Source organism: Mycolicibacterium cosmeticum (assembly GCF_000613185.1).
GTDB classification, from domain to species: Bacteria; Actinomycetota; Actinomycetes; order Mycobacteriales; family Mycobacteriaceae; genus Mycobacterium; species Mycobacterium cosmeticum.
Genome location: NZ_CCBB010000001.1, coordinates 1896431 through 1913669, shown reverse-complemented (window position 1 = coordinate 1913669; position 17239 = coordinate 1896431). Strand labels below are relative to the sequence as shown.

General features: G+C 69.0%; 15 protein-coding genes. 7 read left to right on the top strand and 8 right to left on the bottom strand.

Annotated features, from left to right (window positions below; genetic code table 11):
• Positions 1-25: 25 nt before the first annotated feature.
• Together BN977_RS09120 and BN977_RS09115 are read right to left on the bottom strand one after the other, a co-directional pair.
• Positions 26-325: a hypothetical protein gene (locus tag BN977_RS09120; RefSeq protein WP_036397248.1), complete on the bottom strand. Its 300-nt coding sequence runs from the start codon at positions 323-325 to the stop codon at positions 26-28.
• A gap of 126 nt (positions 326-451) precedes the next feature.
• The gene (locus BN977_RS09115) at positions 452-1300 is read right to left on the bottom strand and encodes an LLM class F420-dependent oxidoreductase (RefSeq protein ID WP_036397246.1); all 849 of its coding nucleotides are present in this window, start codon (positions 1298-1300) and stop codon (positions 452-454) included.
• A gap of 113 nt (positions 1301-1413) precedes the next feature.
• Between BN977_RS09115 and sfnG the strand changes: the two genes are divergently transcribed.
• From sfnG to purH, 5 genes are all read left to right on the top strand, one after another.
• Entirely contained in the window at positions 1414-2544 is a 1131-nt protein-coding gene (gene sfnG, locus BN977_RS09110) for a dimethylsulfone monooxygenase SfnG (RefSeq protein WP_036398768.1), read from the top strand.
• A gap of 59 nt (positions 2545-2603) precedes the next feature.
• Entirely contained in the window at positions 2604-3476 is an 873-nt protein-coding gene (locus BN977_RS09105; protein ID WP_036397244.1) for a DUF5336 domain-containing protein, read from the top strand.
• An 84-nt stretch (positions 3477-3560) separates the two neighbouring features.
• A complete protein-coding gene (locus BN977_RS09100) occupies positions 3561-4919 on the top strand; it encodes a cell division protein PerM (RefSeq protein ID WP_036397242.1) in 1359 nt (452 codons plus the stop codon).
• A 10-nt stretch (positions 4920-4929) separates the two neighbouring features.
• Positions 4930-5571: a phosphoribosylglycinamide formyltransferase gene (gene purN, locus BN977_RS09095; RefSeq protein WP_036397241.1), complete on the top strand. Its 642-nt coding sequence runs from the start codon at positions 4930-4932 to the stop codon at positions 5569-5571.
• A gap of 10 nt (positions 5572-5581) precedes the next feature.
• Entirely contained in the window at positions 5582-7150 is a 1569-nt protein-coding gene (purH, locus tag BN977_RS09090; protein WP_036397240.1) for a bifunctional phosphoribosylaminoimidazolecarboxamide formyltransferase/IMP cyclohydrolase, read from the top strand.
• 25 nt (positions 7151-7175) lie between these two features.
• Here the strand turns inward: purH and BN977_RS09085 are convergent, their stop codons facing one another.
• Together BN977_RS09085 and BN977_RS09080 are read right to left on the bottom strand one after the other, a co-directional pair.
• The gene (locus BN977_RS09085) at positions 7176-8042 is read right to left on the bottom strand and encodes an endonuclease domain-containing protein (protein ID WP_036397237.1); all 867 of its coding nucleotides are present in this window, start codon (positions 8040-8042) and stop codon (positions 7176-7178) included.
• A gap of 131 nt (positions 8043-8173) precedes the next feature.
• Complete coding sequence (locus BN977_RS09080; RefSeq protein WP_306372231.1) at positions 8174-9196, bottom strand: alpha/beta hydrolase; 1023 nt, start codon at positions 9194-9196, stop codon at positions 8174-8176.
• A 73-nt stretch (positions 9197-9269) separates the two neighbouring features.
• On the opposite strand from BN977_RS09080, the gene BN977_RS09075 reads away from it, so the two are divergent.
• Positions 9270-10652, top strand: coding sequence for a sigma 54-interacting transcriptional regulator (locus BN977_RS09075; protein ID WP_024453136.1), 1383 nt, complete (start codon positions 9270-9272; stop codon positions 10650-10652).
• The gene (locus tag BN977_RS09070) at positions 10645-12615 is read left to right on the top strand and encodes a vWA domain-containing protein (RefSeq protein WP_036397236.1); all 1971 of its coding nucleotides are present in this window, start codon (positions 10645-10647) and stop codon (positions 12613-12615) included. Before BN977_RS09075 ends, BN977_RS09070 begins: the two co-directional genes overlap by 8 nt.
• Before the next feature lie 2 nt (positions 12616-12617).
• Here BN977_RS09070 and BN977_RS09065 read toward each other — a convergent pair whose 3' ends face one another.
• The 4 genes from BN977_RS09065 to BN977_RS09050 form a co-directional block, all read right to left on the bottom strand.
• Positions 12618-13220, bottom strand: coding sequence for a DUF1707 SHOCT-like domain-containing protein (locus BN977_RS09065; protein ID WP_024453134.1), 603 nt, complete (start codon positions 13218-13220; stop codon positions 12618-12620).
• Positions 13221-13346: 126 nt separating this feature from the next.
• The gene (locus tag BN977_RS09060; protein WP_036397235.1) at positions 13347-14111 is read right to left on the bottom strand and encodes an enoyl-CoA hydratase family protein; all 765 of its coding nucleotides are present in this window, start codon (positions 14109-14111) and stop codon (positions 13347-13349) included.
• Positions 14111-15268: an acyl-CoA dehydrogenase family protein gene (locus tag BN977_RS09055; RefSeq protein WP_036397234.1), complete on the bottom strand. Its 1158-nt coding sequence runs from the start codon at positions 15266-15268 to the stop codon at positions 14111-14113. Before BN977_RS09055 ends, BN977_RS09060 begins: the two co-directional genes overlap by 1 nt.
• The gene (locus BN977_RS09050) at positions 15265-17232 is read right to left on the bottom strand and encodes an acetyl/propionyl/methylcrotonyl-CoA carboxylase subunit alpha (protein ID WP_036397232.1); all 1968 of its coding nucleotides are present in this window, start codon (positions 17230-17232) and stop codon (positions 15265-15267) included. Before BN977_RS09050 ends, BN977_RS09055 begins: the two co-directional genes overlap by 4 nt.
• Positions 17233-17239 lie beyond the last annotated feature (7 nt).

The following is a 17239-nucleotide window of genomic DNA, read 5'->3' as shown; positions in this document are numbered from 1 at the left end:
TCGATTCCGGCTGATCCGAATTCGGTCATGTCAGGGCGAACCGCTGGTGCAGCGCGGCCAGCAGGCGGCGCGCCTCCTCGACCCGGGCATGCTGACGGGCCAGCCCGTCGGGACGCTTGGCGTCGGCCGGGTGGCTGCGCTGCCACTTCTCCTCGGCCGCTACGGCATACGCGCTGAGTTCGGCGATCTCGGCTTCCAGCAGCCCCGCGAACAGGCGTGCCTGTGCCGCGTCGGCCGCGCCGGGATGTCGCCGCCCTGCGGTGACCAGAACCGGCCGGGCGGGGAGGCGGAACTCGTATTCGTCCGAGAGCGGGGCGACTGACATGCGAGCATCGTTGGCCCTGTTCCGGTGAATGTGCTGTGAGTGCGGTCGCCGATCGGTCGGACGGTGTTCACCGCAGGGTCACCGAATGGACGGTCGCGGGTTACCTTCCCGGGTGGTCCAGCAACCTCAGACGAGGGCGGCGAGTTTGCCCGCCAACCGCTCGACATACGCCCCGACTTCTGCCTCGGACTTGTCCGGCAGCCCGAACAACACCTCGGTGACACCGAGCTCGGCCCAGCGCGCGAGTTTGTCGGGATCCGGCTTGAAGTCGAGCGCGACGATCTGCGGCGCCCCGTCGCGGCCGGCCGCGGCCCAGGTGTCCTGCAACAGCTTCACCGGCGCGTCGATGTCGAAGTCCCGGGGCGTGGTGATCCAGCCGTCGGCCGACTTCGCGATCCACTTGAAGTTCTTCTCGGTGCCGGCCGCGCCGACCAGTACCGGGATGTGCGACTGGACCGGCTTGGGCCACGCCCAGCTGGGGCCGAAGTTGACGAATTCGCCGTCATAGGCGGCTTCTTCCTGGGTCCACAATGCCCGCATGGCCTCCAGGTACTCCCGCAGCATGGTCCGACGGCGACCCGGCGGCACCTTGTGGTCGGCGAGTTCGTCGGTGTTCCAACCGAATCCGACACCGAGGCTGACCCGGCCGCCGGACAGGTGGTCCAGCGTGGCGATCGACTTGGCCAGCGTGATGGGGTCGTGCTCGACGGGCAGGGCCACCGCGGTGGACAGCCGCACCCGGTCGGTCACGGCGGCCACCCCGCCGAGCGACACCCACGGATCGAGGGTCCGCATGTAGCGGTCGTCGGGCAGCGTCTCGTCGCCGGTGGTCGGATGCGCGGCCTGCCGCTTGATCGGGATGTGGGTGTGCTCGGGCACGTAGAAAGTGGTGAAGCCGTGGTCGTCGGCGAGCTTGCCCGCGGCCGCCGGGGCGATGCCGCGATCGCTGGTGAAGAGTACGAGCCCATAGTCCATGGCAAGAATTAGAACGTGTTCTAGTCTGCAGGGCAAGGGCGGGACGGGCTCGGTTCGGTTCAGGCAGATCGTTACCCGTGACTGTCGCCGCCCTGGCTGCTGCCATGGCAGCCATGACGACCGAACGCATCGCCGATCACATCAAATTCGCCTACTGGGTGCCCAACGTCAGCGGCGGCCTGGTCACCAGTGATATCGAGCAGCGCACCGACTGGAATTACGAGTACAACCGCAAGCTCGCGCAGACGGCCGAGAACAACGGGTTCGAGTACGCCCTGTCGCAGGTCCGGTACGAGGCCAGCTACGGCGCGGAGTACCAGCACGAATCGACGAGCTTCAGCCTGGCCCTGCTGCTGGCGACCGAGCGGCTGAAGGTGATCGCCGCGGTGCATCCGGGCCTGTGGCAGCCCGCTGTGCTGGCCAAGCTGGGGGCCACCGCCGATCACCTGTCCGGCGGCCGGTTCGCGGTCAACGTGGTGTCCGGCTGGTTCAAGGACGAGTTCACCCACCTGGGCGAGCCCTGGCTGGAGCACGACGAGCGGTACCGGCGCAGCGCCGAGTTCCTGCAGGTGCTGCGCAAGATCTGGACCGAGGACGACGTGGATTTCCGCGGCGACTTCTATCGCATCCACGACTTCACGCTCAAGCCCAAGCCGCTGAACACCCCCGAGCGGCCCAACCCCGAACTGTTCCAGGGTGGTAATTCCACGGCCGCACGCCGCAACGGCGGCTACTACGCCGACTGGTATTTCTCCAACGGCAAGGACTTCGACGGCCTCACCGAGCAGGTGGTCGAGGTCCGTGACCATGCGCGTGCCGCCGGGCGTGAGGTGAAGTTCGGCCTGAACGGGTTCATCATCGCGCGGGACTCGGAGAAGGAAGCGAAGGAAACGCTGCGGGAGATCATCGCCAAGGCCAATAAGCCGGCCGTGGAGGGCTTCCGCGGGGCGGTGCAGCAGGCGGGCAACTCGACCGCGGACAAGAAGGGCATGTGGGCCGACTCGTCGTTCGAGGACCTCGTCCAGTACAACGACGGGTTCCGCACGCAGCTGATCGGAACCCCCGAGCAGATCGCCGAGCGCATCGCCGCCTACCGCAAACGGGGTGTCGATCTCATCCTGGGTGGCTTCCTCCACTTCCAGGAAGAAATCGAGTATTTCGGCAAGCACGTGCTGCCGCTGGTCCGGGAAATCGAGGCGTCGGAGGAAGGCGCGCTGGACTCGTCGGTGCTCGTATCGGCCTGAGGTCGCTCACATGTGGGTGCGCTAGCGTGGGTGGTCGAGATCGCCGACACAGGAGAGTCATGACTTACCCACCCGGTAGTCCCGGATATCCGCAGTCCCAGCAGGGCAACCAGTACGTCGCGCCGACCCAGCAGTTCGGGAAGGTCGCGGATCCGGCCGAGCCGGTCAAGCTGCCGGTCTACCTGTTCGCCGCGGTCGCCGTCCTCGGGCTGGCCACCTACGCGTTCAACTTCGGTCCGCTGCTCACCATCAAGAGTTCGGACTTCCCGCAGTTCGGCAGCGCCAGTGGTAGCACCATCGGCATCGGGCTGGCGGTGGCCGCGTCGGTGCTGGCCGGCCTGATCGCCGCCGTCGCCCTGCTGCCCAAGCAGAAGGTCTCCGCCGGTGTGGTGGCGGCCATCGCGCTGCTGTCCTTCCTGCTCGTGCTCGGTGAGGTGATCAACGCGCCGCAGGGGGTGTCGATCGGCTGGGCGCTGTATCTGGTGATCATCTGCACGGTGTTGCAGGCCGGCGCCGCGATCGCGGCGCTGCTGCTGGAGGCGGGCATCATCACCGCGCCGGAACCGCGGCCGCGGTACGAGCAGCCCTACGGCCAGTACGGTGCGCCGTATTACGGACAGCACGGTGGTCAGCAGCCCGGCCAACAGCATGGTCAGCCGGGGCAGCCGTACGGCGCACCGCCGGCGCCGCCGCAGCAGGGCCGGCCCGGCTACGCGCCGCCGGCCCAGTACGGCGCCGGTTACCAGGGTCCGAGCACCGGCGGTTTCGCCGCCGCCGGCGCGCCCGGTCCGCAGAGCGGTCCGCCCACGCCGCCCACCGGTTTCCCCGCGTTCGGTCAGCCGCAGCCGGCCGGATCGTCGGACCCGACCACAGCGGTCCCGACACAATCTCACGCCGCGTCCTCAGAGCAAGCCGGGCCGCCGCCGTCGTAGTCTGGGCTTCCATGGTTGAGAAGCGCATCCGGGCCGTGTGCATTCGGCGTGCGTGAGGCCAGCACGCGAGGAGCGACCCAGCTAGTGGACAACCGGTCAGTCGGGACCCGGCAGGCACGCGATCTGCTGCGCGTCGCGTTCGGTCCCTCGCTGGTTGCGCTCGGAATCATCGCGGCGGTGACGCTGCTGCAGTTGCTGATCGCCAACAGCGATATGACCGGCGCCTTCGGCGCGATCGCCAGCATGTGGCTCGGCGTGCACCAGGTCCCGGTGTCGATCGGTGGCCGCGAGCTCGGCGTGATGCCGCTGCTGCCGGTGCTGCTGATGGTGTGGGGCACCGCCCGGACCACGGCCGCGGCCGCGGCGCGGTCGTCCTGGTTCGTCATCCGCTGGGTGGTGGCCTCCGCGCTGGGCGGCCCCCTGCTGATCGCCGCGCTCGCGCTCGCCGTCATCCACGACGCGTCCTCGGTGCTCACCGAACTCCAGACGCCGAACGCCGGGCGCGCCTTCGCCGGCGTGCTCGCGGTGCACGCGATCGGTGCGGTCGTGGGCGTGCTGCTCACCGGCAAGATGCGATCGGTGCCCTGGGTGCCGGGCTGGCTGCCCGACGCCTTCCGCGGTGCCGGCGCCGGGGTACTCGCGCTGTTCGGCCTGTCCGGCGTCGTGGCGACGGGTTCGCTGATCGTGCACTGGGGCACCATGCACGACCTGTTCGGGATCACCGACTCGGTATTCGGGCAATTCAGCCTCACCCTGCTGTCGGCGCTGTACATCCCCAACGTCATCGTCGGCACCGCGGCGGTGGCCGTCGGGTCGACGGCGCATGTCGGGCTGGCCACCTTCAGCTCGTTCACCGTGCTGGGCGGTGACATCCCGGCGGTGCCGGTGTTGGCCGCCATGCCCACCCCGCCGCTCGGGCCGATCTGGGTCGCGTTGCTGATCGTCGCGGCGGTCTCGGCGGTGGCGCTGGGGCAGCAGTGCGCGCGGCGCCCGGTGCCGCTGCCCGCCGCCGCCGCAAAGCTGGTGGTGGCCGCCGCCGTCGCGGCCGCGGTGATGGCGCTGCTCGGCTACGCCGGTGGCGGACGGCTCGGCAACTTCGGCGACGTCGGGGTCGACCAGGTCACGTTCGGGCCCGCGGTGTTCCTCTGGTTCGTCTCGATCGGCGGACTCACCGTGGCGATGGCGGGCGGCCTGGCCAAGCGGCCCAAGCCGGTCAAGCCGGTAGCCGAGCCGGAGCCGCATCCCGAGCCCGACGATGCCGTCACCGATGTGGTGGTGCTGGACGAACCGGTCGACGTCGAGGTCGTCGAGGTTGTGGAGGCCGGGGAGGTCGCGCCACCTGCCGAGCGGCCGGAGGAGCCCGACGAACCACTGCTCGATCCGGAAGAGCACTTCCTCACCGACGGGGATCCGGCCGAAAAGCCGCGCGACCAGGCCGACTAGGCTGCTGGGCGTGCAGCCCCCGCTCCGGGACCCGATCAGGGTGCCTCCGACCGCGCCGTCGCGGCTGGTGGTGTTGGCTTCGGGTACCGGATCCCTGCTGGAGGCACTGCTGGCCGCTGGGGGCGACTATCCGGGCGAGGTGGTCGCCGTCGGCACCGATCGGGCGTGCCGTGCGCTGGAGATCGCCGCGGGCGCCGGGGTGCCGTCGTTCACCGTGCGACTCGGCGACCACACCGACCGGGCCGCCTGGGACAGCGCGCTCACCGATGCGGTGGCGCGCCACGAACCCGATCTCGTCGTCAGCGCGGGGTTCATGAAAATTCTTGGTCCCCAATTCCTTTCGCGCTTCGAAGGGCGTGTGGTGAACACCCATCCGGCGTTGCTGCCGGCCTTCCCGGGCGCGCGGGCCGTCGCCGAAGCGCTGGACTACGGCGTGCGCGTGACGGGCGCCACCGTGCACCTGGTCGATGCCGGGACCGACACCGGGCCGATTCTGGCGCAGGAAACCGTGCCCGTGCTCGATGATGACGACGAAGAAACTTTGCACGAACGCATCAAGGTGGTCGAACGGCGACTGCTGGTGGACGTGCTCGCCGCGGTGGCCACCCGCGGCCTCACCTGGACCGGGCGAAAGGCGACCTTCGGATGTTGAGGATGCAGCGATGAGTGATAAGCGGCCGATCCGGCGCGCGTTGATCAGCGTGTACGACAAGACGGGTCTGGGGGCGCTGGCCCGCGGGCTGCACGACGCGGGCGTGAGCATCGTGTCGACGGGCTCCACCGCGAAAACGATTGCCGAGGCCGGTGTTCCGGTCACCCCGGTGGAGGACGTCACCGGCTTCCCCGAGGTGCTCGACGGCCGGGTGAAGACCCTGCACCCGAAGGTGCACGCCGGCCTGCTGGCCGACCTGCGCAAGTCCGAGCACGAGGCGGCGCTGGCGGATCTGGGCATCGCGCCGTTCGAGCTGGTGGTGGTCAACCTCTACCCGTTCACCGAGACGGTGGCCTCCGGCGCGGCGCCCGACGAGTGCGTCGAGCAGATCGACATCGGCGGACCATCCATGGTGCGCGCCGCCGCCAAGAACCATCCCAGCGTGGCCGTGGTGGTCGACCCGCTCGGCTACGAGGGCGTACTGGCCGCGGTGCGGTCCGGCGGTTTCACGCTCGCCGAGCGGAAGCGGCTGGCGGCGTTGGCATTCCGGCACACCGCGGAGTACGACGTCGCGGTGGCCAGCTGGATGGGCTCGGTGTTGGCGCCCGAAGACGGTGCAGGTCCGGACGCCCCGCCGCAGTGGGTGGGTGCCACCTGGCATCGCGCCGCGGTGCTGCGTTACGGCGAGAACCCGCACCAGGGCGCGGCGCTGTACCGCAACGATGCCGGCTGGCCCGGGTTGGCGCAGGCCGAGCAGTTGCACGGCAAGGAGATGTCCTACAACAACTACACCGACGCCGATGCCGCCTGGCGGGCCGCATTCGACCACGAGCAGACCTGTGTGGCGATCATCAAACACGCCAATCCGTGCGGTATCGCCGTCTCGTCGGTGTCGGTGGCCGACGCGCATCGCAAAGCCCATGAATGCGACCCGCTTTCGGCGTTCGGTGGGGTCATCGCGACCAACACCACCGTCAGCGTGGAGATGGCGCAGACGGTGGCCGACATCTTCACCGAGGTGATCGTCGCGCCCGCCTACGAGCCAGGCGCCGTCGAGATCCTGTCCGGTAAGAAGAACATCCGCATCCTGGTCGCCTCCGAGCCGCAGGACAGCGGCGTTGAATTCCGGCAGATCAGTGGCGGCTTGCTGCTGCAGGAGCGCGATGCGCTGGACGCCCCCGGCGACGACCCGGCCAACTGGACGCTGGCCACCGGCGAGCCCGCCGATTCGGCGACGCTGGCCGACTTGGTGTTCGCATGGCGGGCCTGCCGTGCGGTGAAATCGAATGCCATCGTCGTCGCGGCCGACGGTGCCACCGTGGGAGTGGGTATGGGTCAGGTGAACCGGGTGGACGCCGCCCGGTTGGCAGTGGAACGTGGCGGTGACCGGGTCAAGGGCGCCGTCGCGGCCTCCGATGCCTTCTTCCCGTTCCCGGACGGCCTGGAAACCCTGACCAACGCGGGTGTGAAAGCGATTGTGCACCCGGGTGGTTCGGTGCGTGACGACGTGGTGACCGAGGCGGCGGCGAAGGCGGGGATCACGCTGTACCTGACCGGGGCGCGGCACTTCGCCCACTAGGTCGACCGGCCAGTTATTACACGCTTCATCCCAGAATGCGTGCAATAACTGGCCATTCGGCACCTGCCTCGCGCAGTGCAGCACAGGTTCGCTCCACGATCACGTGGCGCCGGTTGCGTAGGATTTCTGCGCTGACGCGAATGACGCGCCAACCCGATGCGGACAATTCCGCCAGTCGATCGATATCGCGGGCGTGCTGTCGGGCGTCCTTCCAGTGTTGCTCCCCGTCGTACTCGACACCGACCTTGAATTGCTCCCAGCCGAGGTCGATGCGATAGCGCCGAACCACGATCTGCGTGCTGGGCCGCGGCAATCCGGCGCCGACGAGCACGAGCCGGGTCCTGGTCTCCTGAGGCGACTCGGCGCCGCCGTCGACCAGGTCGAGGACTTCGCGGAGCTGGACCAATCCTCGCGCTCCCCGATGGCGCGCGATGAGTGGTTCGATATCGCACACCCGAACCCCGGTCGCCTGAGCGAGCGCGTCGATCCGCGTCACGGCGAGCGTCGTGCCGCGCCGCCGACCCAGATCGAATGCGGTGCGAGCCGGTGTCGTCACCGGGATGCTCGACGCCGACCCGATTTCGTCCGGGTACAGCGTGTCCCGATGGATGAGGATGCCGCTGACCGGCTTTCCGTTGGTGCGGTACAACTCCGCGGGTTCGTCGGCCCCGATCCAGCGCGTGCCGTAGAGCGCGGCCGCGGACAGTCCTCCCGCGATGGCGGTTCGGCCGGACCACAACCACGCGGCCTCGGCACGAGTCGCCGCGGTGACGTCAACTCCTCGGGGCAGATACACATTCCGGTAGATCGGGGTGTTCTGCGTGCGCAGACTTCGCCGACCGACAATGCCGCGGGCCAATGCCTCGGTCCCCACGAAGGGATGTGCCACCATGACGCCAATATGTCGGCGTAGGCGGACGGATCTCGCGCGTCGACACCTGTGCACAGCCGACCCTGTGGATGAATCCGCGGGTGTGGATCGTCGACCATCCCAGAATGCGTGCGATAACTGGCCACTCGACGCTAGGCGGTGGCCTCGTCCCGCGCCGGCGTCGTCACGTACTCCACGAACGACGCGATCTCCTCGACCGCGCGGCGGGCGTCGGGATTCACGTCGAAGGACAACTGGAACATGTGCATCGCCTTGTCCCACACCTGAACCCACACCGGGACACCGTCGGCCTGCAGCCGGTCGGCCAGGGTGAAGGTGTCGTTGCGCAGCATCTCGTTGGTGCCGATCTGCAACAGGAACGGGCCCAGTCCGCTCATGTTCGCCTCAGAAGGCATGATCGGCACCGGCCGGGTGCCGTTGACCGTGGCGAAGACGTCGTAGATGAACTTGACGGTCATGAACGGGAACAGCACATCCACATGTTCCTTGAGCGCCGCGTACTTCAGCTGCATGTCCGCTGACGTCAGCGCCGACAGCAGAACCTGACCGGCGGGCACCGGCAGGCCGGCATCGCGAATCGCCAGCGCGGTATCGGCGGCCATCAGCCCACCGGCCGAATCACCGGCCAGCACAACGCGATCCGGGGTGAATCCGAGCGAGAGCACGTGCCGGTAGGCGTCCAGGCCATCCTCGACGGCCTCCTCGATGCTGGCCTGCGGCGCCAACCGGTACCCGACGTTGAACACCTGAGAACCGGTGGCCTCGGACAGCTTCGAGGCGAACCGCCGGTGCGAGTTGAGGCCGAGGGTCACCAGCGCCGAGCCGTGGAAGTAGACGATCACCCGATCGGAGTCGCGGGCATTCGGTGCGACGACCCACTCGGCCGGGCAGTGCGGCAGCCGCTCCGGGGTGAGGCTGGTGCCGGGCAGGGCCGGGATGAACCGCAGCGGCTTGTCGATGACATCCAGATGCGCCCGCTGCAGGCCGGCCGGCCACACCCTGTTGACGATGAGGCCGATGATCGTGGCGATCCCCAGCACGGTGCGCAGGGAGATCGCGGTCAGCACACCCAGCAATCGGGATTGCCGGCAGGCCGGGCCGAACTGCACGGTGGTCGGCCGGTCGCGCCATTCGAGCGAATTCACGGTACCCATGGTACTGGGTACTTCCGGCGAGGAAAATCCAGGTGACCATGCCGGCACTCGGCAGCAGTCGTAGCGTGGAGTGGTGACGTCACCTAACGATCTGCCCCGCACCGTCGGCGAGCTGCGTGCTTCCGGTCATGTCGAGCGCGGGATCAAGCAGGAGATCCGGGAAAATCTGTTGGCCAGGCTGGCCACGGGCGACGACATCTGGCCCGGGCTGTTCGGTTTCGAGGACACCGTGCTGCCCCAGGTCGAACGCGCCCTGATCGCCGGACACGACTTCGTGCTGCTGGGTGAACGCGGACAGGGCAAGACCCGCCTGCTGCGCTCACTGGCCGGTCTGCTCGACGAATGGACGCCCGTCATCGCCGGCTCTGAGCTGGGTGAACACCCCTACAGCCCCATCACCCCGGAATCGATCCGCCGGGCCGCCGAGGTCGGGGACGACCTCCCCATCGCGTGGCGGCACCGCAGTGAGCGCTACACCGAGAAGCTCGCGACGCCCGACACCAGCGTCGCCGACCTGGTCGGCGATATCGACCCCATCAAGGTGGCCGAGGGGCGCAGCCTCGGCGACCCCGAGACCATCGCCTACGGCCTGATCCCGCGGTCGCATCGCGGCATCGTCGCCGTCAACGAGCTGCCCGACCTCGCCGAGCGCATCCAGGTGGCCATGCTCAACGTGATGGAGGAGCGCGATATCCAGGTCCGCGGCTACACCCTGCGGCTGCCGCTCGACGTGCTCGTCGTCGCCAGTGCCAACCCGGAGGACTACACCAACCGCGGCCGCATCATCACCCCGCTCAAGGACCGGTTCGGCGCCGAGATCCGCACCCACTATCCGCTCGAGCTGGCCGCCGAGGTGGCCGTCATCAGGCAGGAGGCGCACCTGAGCGCCCCGGTGCCCGACTACCTGCTGCAGATCGTCGCCCGGTTCGCCCGCTCGCTGCGCGAGTCCAGCGCCATCGACCAGCGGTCCGGCGTCTCGGCGCGGTTCGCGATCGCCGCAGCCGAGACGGTGGCCGCGTCCGCCCGGCACCGCGGGGCCGTCCTCGGCGAACAGGAGCCGGTGGCCCGCGTCGTCGACCTCGGCACCGTGATCGACGTGCTGCGCGGCAAGCTCGAATTCGAATCCGGCGAGGAAGGCCGCGAGCAGGTGGTGCTGGAGCATCTGCTGCGCCGGGCGACGGCCGACACCGCGTCGCGGGCGCTGGGCGGTATCGACGTGGGGCCGCTGGTGGCCGCCGTCGAGGACGGCTCACCGGTGACCACGGGTGAGCGGGTCAGCGCCAAGGACGTACTGGCCGCGCTGCCCGATCTGCCGGTGCTGGACGCGATCGCCGAACGGCTCGGGGCCACCAACGACGGTGAACGGGCCGCGGCGGTGGAGCTGGCCCTGGAAGCGCTGTACCTGGCCAAGCGAATCGACAAGACCTCCGATGAGGGCGAAACGGTATATGGCTAACCATCTCTCGCGTTACTCGCGATACAGCGGCGGTCCCGACCCGCTGGCGCCGCCCGTCGACCTGCGCGAAGCGCTCGAACAGATCGGGCAGGACGTGATGGAGGGCTCGTCGCCGCGGCGGGCACTCTCGGAGTTGTTGCGCCGCGGCACCCGCACCCTGTCCGGGGCGGACAAGCTCGCCGCCGAGGCCAACCGCAGGCGGCGGGAGTTGTTGCAGCGCAACAATCTCGACGGCACCCTGCAGGACATCAAGAAGCTGCTCGACGAGGCGGTGCTGGCCGAACGCAAGGAACTGGCGCGCGCGCTCGACGATGACGCCCGCTTCGGCGAGATGCAGATGGAGGCGCTGTCCCCGTCCCCGGCCAAGGCGGTGCGCGAACTCGCCGACTACGACTGGCGCTCGGCCGAGGCCAGGCAGAAGTACGAGCAGATCCGCGATCTGCTCGGCCGCGAGATGCTCGACCAGCGTTTCGCCGGTATGAAGCAGGCCCTGGAGAACGCCACCGACGAGGACCGCCAGGCCGTCAACGACATGCTCGACGACCTCAACGACCTGCTCGACAAGCACGCACAAGGGCAGGACTCCGAGCAAGACTTCCAGGACTTCATGGCCAAGCACGGCCAGTACTTCCCGGAGAATCCGCGCAACGTGGAGGAGTTGATCGATTCGCTGGCCCAGCGCGCCGCGGCCGCCCAGCGTTTCCGCAACAGCCTGTCGGCGCAGCAGCGCGCCGAGCTGGATGCCCTGGCGCAGCAGGCCTTCGGTTCACCGTCGCTGATGAATGCGCTGAACCGGCTGGATTCCCACCTGCAGGCCGCGCGGCCCGGTGAGGACTGGACGGGATCGCAGGAGTTCTCCGGCGGGGACCCGCTGGGCATGGGCGAGGGAGCCCAGGCGCTGGCCGATATCGCCGAGCTGGAACAGCTGGCCGAGCAACTGTCGCAGAGCTACCCGGGCGCCACCATGGACGACGTCGACCTGGACATGCTGGCCCGCCAGCTCGGCGACGACGCGGCGGTGAACGCCCGCACCCTCGCCGACCTGGAACGCGCGCTGATGAACCAGGGCTTCCTGGACCGTGGGTCCGACGGCAAGTGGCGGTTGTCGCCCAAGGCGATGCGGCAGCTGGGCCAGACCGCGTTGCGCGACGTCGCGCGCCAACTGTCCGGACGCAACGGCGAACGCCAGACCCAACGGGCCGGCGCGGCGGGCGAACTGACCGGGGCGACCCGGCCGTGGGCGTTCGGCGACACCGAACCCTGGAACGTCACGCGGACGCTGACGAACGCGGTGCTGCGGCGGGCGGGTACCGACGGGCACGGGCCGCTGACCATCACGGTCGAGGACGTGGAGGTGTCCGAAACCGAGACCCGCACCCAAGCCTGCGTGGCCCTGCTGGTGGACACCAGCTTCTCGATGGTGATGGAGAACCGGTGGCTGCCGATGAAGCGCACGGCGCTGGCCCTGAATCATCTGGTGAGCACCCGCTTCCGGTCCGATGACCTGCAGATCATCGCGTTCGGCCGGTACGCCCGGACGCTGACCGCTGCCGAACTGACCGGGCTGGAGGGCGTCTACGAGCAGGGCACCAACTTGCATCACGCGCTGGCCTTGGCGGCGCGGCATCTGCGCCGGCATCCCAACGCCCAACCGGTGATCCTCATCGTCACCGACGGTGAGCCCACCGCCCACCTGGAGGATTACGGCGACGCAGAAGGAAGTTCTGCCGTTTTCTTTGATTACCCGCCGCACCCGCGCACCATCGCGTTCACGGTCAAGGGTTTCGACGAGGTGGCCCGGCTCGGCGCGCAGGTGACCATCTTCCGGCTCGGCAACGATCCGGGCCTGGCCCGATTCATCGACCAGGTCGCCCGGCGGGTGCAGGGCCGCGTCGTCGTGCCGGATCTGGATGGCCTCGGCGCCGCGGTGGTGGGCGACTACCTGACCTCGCGGCGGAGGTAGCGTCAGGCCCTGTCGACGGTGTCGTCGGCGTTGGTGTGACGGCGCTTCTTGCGCTTGACGCCGACGCTGCCCCACAGCGAGAACCCGCGCACCCGCACCCGGGGACCGCCCGGTGTCCCGCTGCCGTTCACGCTGTGGTCGAAGCTGCCCATCACGCCGACCCCGCCGATATCGACGTTCACCTCCGGCGGCACCAGAATGGTCTGCCCGCCGAAGATCGAGTAGCTGCGGATCTCCACGTCGGCCGTGGTGAAGTCGGCGTAGCGCAGGTCGACGACGCCGCCGCCGAACAAGGCGAAGGTGGTCAGCTTCTTGGGCACGTTCCACCGGCCGCGGCGTTCGTACCCGCTCATGATGGCCAGCAACAGGGTGGACGGCGCCGGCCGGCAGACACCCTTGCCGGTCGCGCTGCCGCCGGGCAGATCGGCGCTCAACCGATCCAGGTCCGCGCAGGTCTGGGCGGCATACGCCTTGGCCAGCCGGGTCTCGTACTCGTCGAGCGAAAGCCGGCCCTGGGCGGCCGCGTCCGTCAGCAATTGCGCCACCTGTATCCGGTCGGTGTCGGCGGCACGCATCGATCCACTCCAGGACGCTGACGTGCTCATCAGTGCCATCTGTTCTTCGCGCCGGCGCTCATCACTGACGAGCGTACGACGAATAGCCGCACATGCAATACCGTTGACGAATTCGTTGCGGCGGACGCATTGTTTGCTGTATTCGCGTCGCTCGGATCACGACACCCAGTTGGGGCTGCGCTTCTGCAGGAAGGCGAGCATGCCCTCGCGCGCCTCGTCGGAGGTGAACAGCCGCGCCGACTGCAATGCCAGCTCGTCGGCGTGCGCGTCGAAAGCGGCCAGGATCGGCGCCGTGGTCAGGGCCTTCGACGCCGCCAGCCCCTGCGGCGAACCCTTCACGATTTCGCCGGTCAACGCCGCCACCGCGGCGCCGACATCCTCGGCGGCATCGGTGATCAGACCGACGGCCGCGGCCACGGCGGACCCGAACTTCTCACCCGTCACGAAATAGCGGCCGGCCGCCCGAGCCGTCAGTTTCGGCAAGAGTGTGAGCGAGATGATGGACGGTGCCACCCCGATCCGGGCCTCGGTCAGTGCGAAGGTGCTCGCCGGCCCGGCCACCGCGATATCGCAGGCACCCACCAGCCCCATCCCGCCGGCGCGCACATGCCCGTCGACCGCGGCGATCACCGGAATCGGCAGCTCCAGGATCGAGCGCAGCACCACCGTCATCTCCCGGGCCCGGTCCACCGCGAGGTCACCGGGATCCCGCCCGGCCGCCTCGCTCAGATCGGCGCCGGCGCAGAACGTCTTGCCGGTGTGGCCGAGCACCACCGCGCGGGCGCCGGATCCTGCTGCGTCGGCCAGTCGCTCACGCAGTTGGGTCACCAGCACCGACGACAACGCGTTGTGGTTGTGCGGCGAATCAAGGGTCACCCGCGCGACGGCACCGTCGACGTCGTAGCGGACGAGTTGCGTCATCAGTACGACCGGGGCAGGCCCAGCGAGGTCTGCGCGACGAAGTTGAGGATCATCTCGCGGCTCACGGGGGCGATCCTGGCCAGCTTGGACGCGGTCACCGCCGCGGCAATGCCGTACTCCTTGGTCAGGCCGTTGCCACCGAGCGACTGCACGGCCTGGTCGACGGCCCGCACCGACGCCTCGCCGGCGGCGTACTTGGCCATGTTCGCGGCCTCCGCCGCGCCGAAATCGTCGCCGGTGTCGTACAGCGTGGCGGCCTTCTGCATCATCAGCTTGGCCAGCTCGATCTCGATGTGGTTCTGCGCCAGTGGATGTGACAGGCCCTGGTGCGAACCGATCGGGACCTTCCAGACCTGGCGGGTCTTGACGTAGTCGACGGCCTTCCCGATCGCGAAGCGGCCCATCCCGACCGCACTGGCCGCGCCCATGATGCGCTCGGGATTCAGCCCCGCGAACAACTGCGCGATGGCCGCGTCCTCGGAGCCGACCAGGGCGTCGGCAGGCAACCGGACATCGTCGAGGAACACCTGGAATTGGCTCTCCGGGCTGATGATCTCCATCTCGATCTTGGTCCAGCTCAGACCCGGGGTGTCGGTGGGCAGCACGAACAGCGCCGGCTTGAGGTTGCCTGTCTTGTGGTCTTCGGTACGGCCCACGACGAGTACGGCCTGGGCCTGGTCGATGCCCGAGATGAACGTCTTCTGGCCCTTGAGGATCCAGTCGCTGCCGTCCCGGCGCGCGGTGGTGGTGATGCGGTGGGAGTTGGACCCGGCATCGGGTTCGGTGATGGCGAACGCCATGGTGATGGACCCGTCGGCGATACCGGGAATCCAGCGCTTTTTCTGTTCCTCGGTGCCGAATTTGGAGATGATGGTGCCGTTGATGGCGGGTGAGACCACCATCATCAGCAGGGCCGAGCCGGCCGCCGACATCTCCTCCATGACCAGGCTGAGCTCGTACATGCCCGCCCCGCCGCCGCCGTACTCCTCCGGCAGATTCACCCCGATGAAGCCGAGCTTGCCTGCCTCGTTCCACAATTCGGTGGTGTGTTGGCCGGCGCGTGCCTTCTCCAGGTAGTAATCCTGGCCGTAGTTGGCGGCCATCGCCCTGACGGCATCGCGCAGCGCCCGCTGTTCCTCGGTCTCGACGAAACTCATGGTTGTTCTCCTTCGGGTTCTTGTACACGGGCGAGCACGGCACCGACATCGACCTGTTGGCCGGCGCTGACATGGAGTTCGGCGAGCACTCCGGCCTGCGGGCTGGTGATGGTGTGCTCCATCTTCATGGCCTCCAGCCAGATCAGCGGCTGGCCGGCGGTGACGGTGTCCCCGACGGCGGCGCCGACGCGCACCACCGATCCGGGCATCGGGGCCAGCAGGGAGCCCTGCGCGACGGCCGTGTCGGGGTCGGGGAAGCGCGGCTGGGCCAGCAGGCGCAGCGCGCCCAGCGGGGAGTCGACGAACACCTCGTCGCCGTATCGGGCCACGTCGAAGGTCCGCTCCACGCCGTCGACGGAAAGGACGACCCGCTCCGGCGTCGCCGACACCAGAGCCACACCGTCATGGTCGGGCAACTGCACCCCGGCCCGGGTGAACCGGTAGCGGACCACCTGTTCGGATCCGGCCGCGTCGCGGTACGTCCGGGTCTGGTAGCCGGAGGCGAGGTTGCGCCACCCGCTGGGCGTCGGCGCGAAAGCCGTTGCGGTGCTGCGGTTGTACGCGGCGTCGGCCAGCGCTGCCGCGGTGGCGGAAACGGCGGCCGCATCGCCCGGACGGGCGGCCAACTCGGCCAGTCCGTGTGTGTCGAAGAAGGCGGTGTCGGTGTCGCCGGCACGGAACGCCGGGTGCCGCAGCACGTTGACCAACAGGTCGCGGTTGGTCTTGATGCCGTGCAGGCGGGCATGGGCCAGCGCGTCGGCCAGGATCGCCGCGGCGCGCTCCCGGGTGGGCGCATAGGAGATGATCTTGGCCAGCATCGGGTCGTAGAACACCGACACCTGCGAACCGTTGACGATGCCGGAGTCCACCCGCACGCCGCTGCGCCCACCCAGCGTGTCGAACTGGGTACGGGTGGCGGGCACGTCGAACCGGTGCACCGGCCCGGCCTGGGGCTGCCAATTCTCGGCCGGGTCCTCGGCATAGAGCCGGGCTTCGATCGAATGCCCGTGTGCAGCAGGGGCAGCCGGGTCGAGCCGGTGACCGTCGGCCACCTCGAGCTGCAGTTCGACGAGGTCGCACCCGGTGGTCTCCTCGGTGACCGGGTGCTCGACCTGCAGCCGGGTGTTCATCTCCAGGAAGAAGAAGTCACCGTTGTCGTCGGCCATGAACTCGACGGTTCCCGCGCCGGTGTAGCCGATGGCCGCGGCGGCCAGCCGGGCGGCCTCGAACAACTTGTCCCGCATGCCGGGGGTGCGTTCCACCAGCGGCGAGGGTGCCTCCTCGATCACCTTCTGGTGCCGGCGCTGGATGGAACATTCGCGTTCGCCGACGGCCCACACGGTGCCGTGCGCATCGGCCATCACCTGCACCTCGATGTGGTGGCCACTGGCCAGGTAGCGCTCACAGAACACCGTGGGATCGCCGAATGCCGACTGCGCCTCGCGCTGGGCGGCGGCGACTTCGCCCGCCAGCGCGGACAATTCACGGACCACCCGCATGCCGCGGCCGCCGCCGCCGGCCGACGCCTTGATCAGCACCGGCAACTGATCGGCGGTGACGGTATCCGGGTCCAGCTCGGCCAGCACCGGCACGCCGGCGGCCGCCATCAGCTTCTTGGCCTCGATCTTGGAACCCATCGCGGCCACGGCGGGTACCGGCGGCCCGATCCAGGTCAGGCCGGCCTGCTGCACGGCGGCGGCGAAATCCGGGTTCTCCGAGAGGAACCCGTACCCGGGATGGATCGCGTCGGCCCCGGCGGCACGCGCCGCGGCGATCAGCTGGGCGCTGTCCAGATACCCGTTGCGGCCCTCCAGGCGTACCCGGGTGTCGGCCTCGGCCACGTGGGGCGAGCCGGCGTCCGGATCGGTGTACACCGCGACGGTGCCGATACCGAGCCGGCGGCAGGTGGTGAAGACGCGGCGGGCGATCTCACCACGGTTGGCGACGAGAACTCTCGTGATCAATTGCGTC

What these genes read in the sequence shown, in the direction of transcription:
- BN977_RS09120 (WP_036397248.1), bottom strand. Translation starts at nt 325, where the DNA reads ATGTCAGTCGCCCCGCTCTCGGACGAATACGAGTTCCGCCTCCCCGCC.
- BN977_RS09115 (WP_036397246.1), bottom strand. Translation starts at nt 1,300, where the DNA reads ATGGACTATGGGCTCGTACTCTTCACCAGCGATCGCGGCATCGCCCCG.
- sfnG (WP_036398768.1), top strand. Translation starts at nt 1,414, where the DNA reads ATGACGACCGAACGCATCGCCGATCACATCAAATTCGCCTACTGGGTG.
- BN977_RS09105 (WP_036397244.1), top strand. Translation starts at nt 2,604, where the DNA reads ATGACTTACCCACCCGGTAGTCCCGGATATCCGCAGTCCCAGCAGGGC.
- purH (WP_036397240.1), top strand. Translation starts at nt 5,582, where the DNA reads ATGAGTGATAAGCGGCCGATCCGGCGCGCGTTGATCAGCGTGTACGAC.
- BN977_RS09085 (WP_036397237.1), bottom strand. Translation starts at nt 8,042, where the DNA reads ATGGTGGCACATCCCTTCGTGGGGACCGAGGCATTGGCCCGCGGCATT.
- BN977_RS09080 (WP_306372231.1), bottom strand. Translation starts at nt 9,196, where the DNA reads ATGGGTACCGTGAATTCGCTCGAATGGCGCGACCGGCCGACCACCGTG.
- BN977_RS09070 (WP_036397236.1), top strand. Translation starts at nt 10,645, where the DNA reads ATGGCTAACCATCTCTCGCGTTACTCGCGATACAGCGGCGGTCCCGAC.
- BN977_RS09065 (WP_024453134.1), bottom strand. Translation starts at nt 13,220, where the DNA reads ATGAGCACGTCAGCGTCCTGGAGTGGATCGATGCGTGCCGCCGACACC.
- BN977_RS09060 (WP_036397235.1), bottom strand. Translation starts at nt 14,111, where the DNA reads ATGACGCAACTCGTCCGCTACGACGTCGACGGTGCCGTCGCGCGGGTG.
- BN977_RS09055 (WP_036397234.1), bottom strand. Translation starts at nt 15,268, where the DNA reads ATGAGTTTCGTCGAGACCGAGGAACAGCGGGCGCTGCGCGATGCCGTC.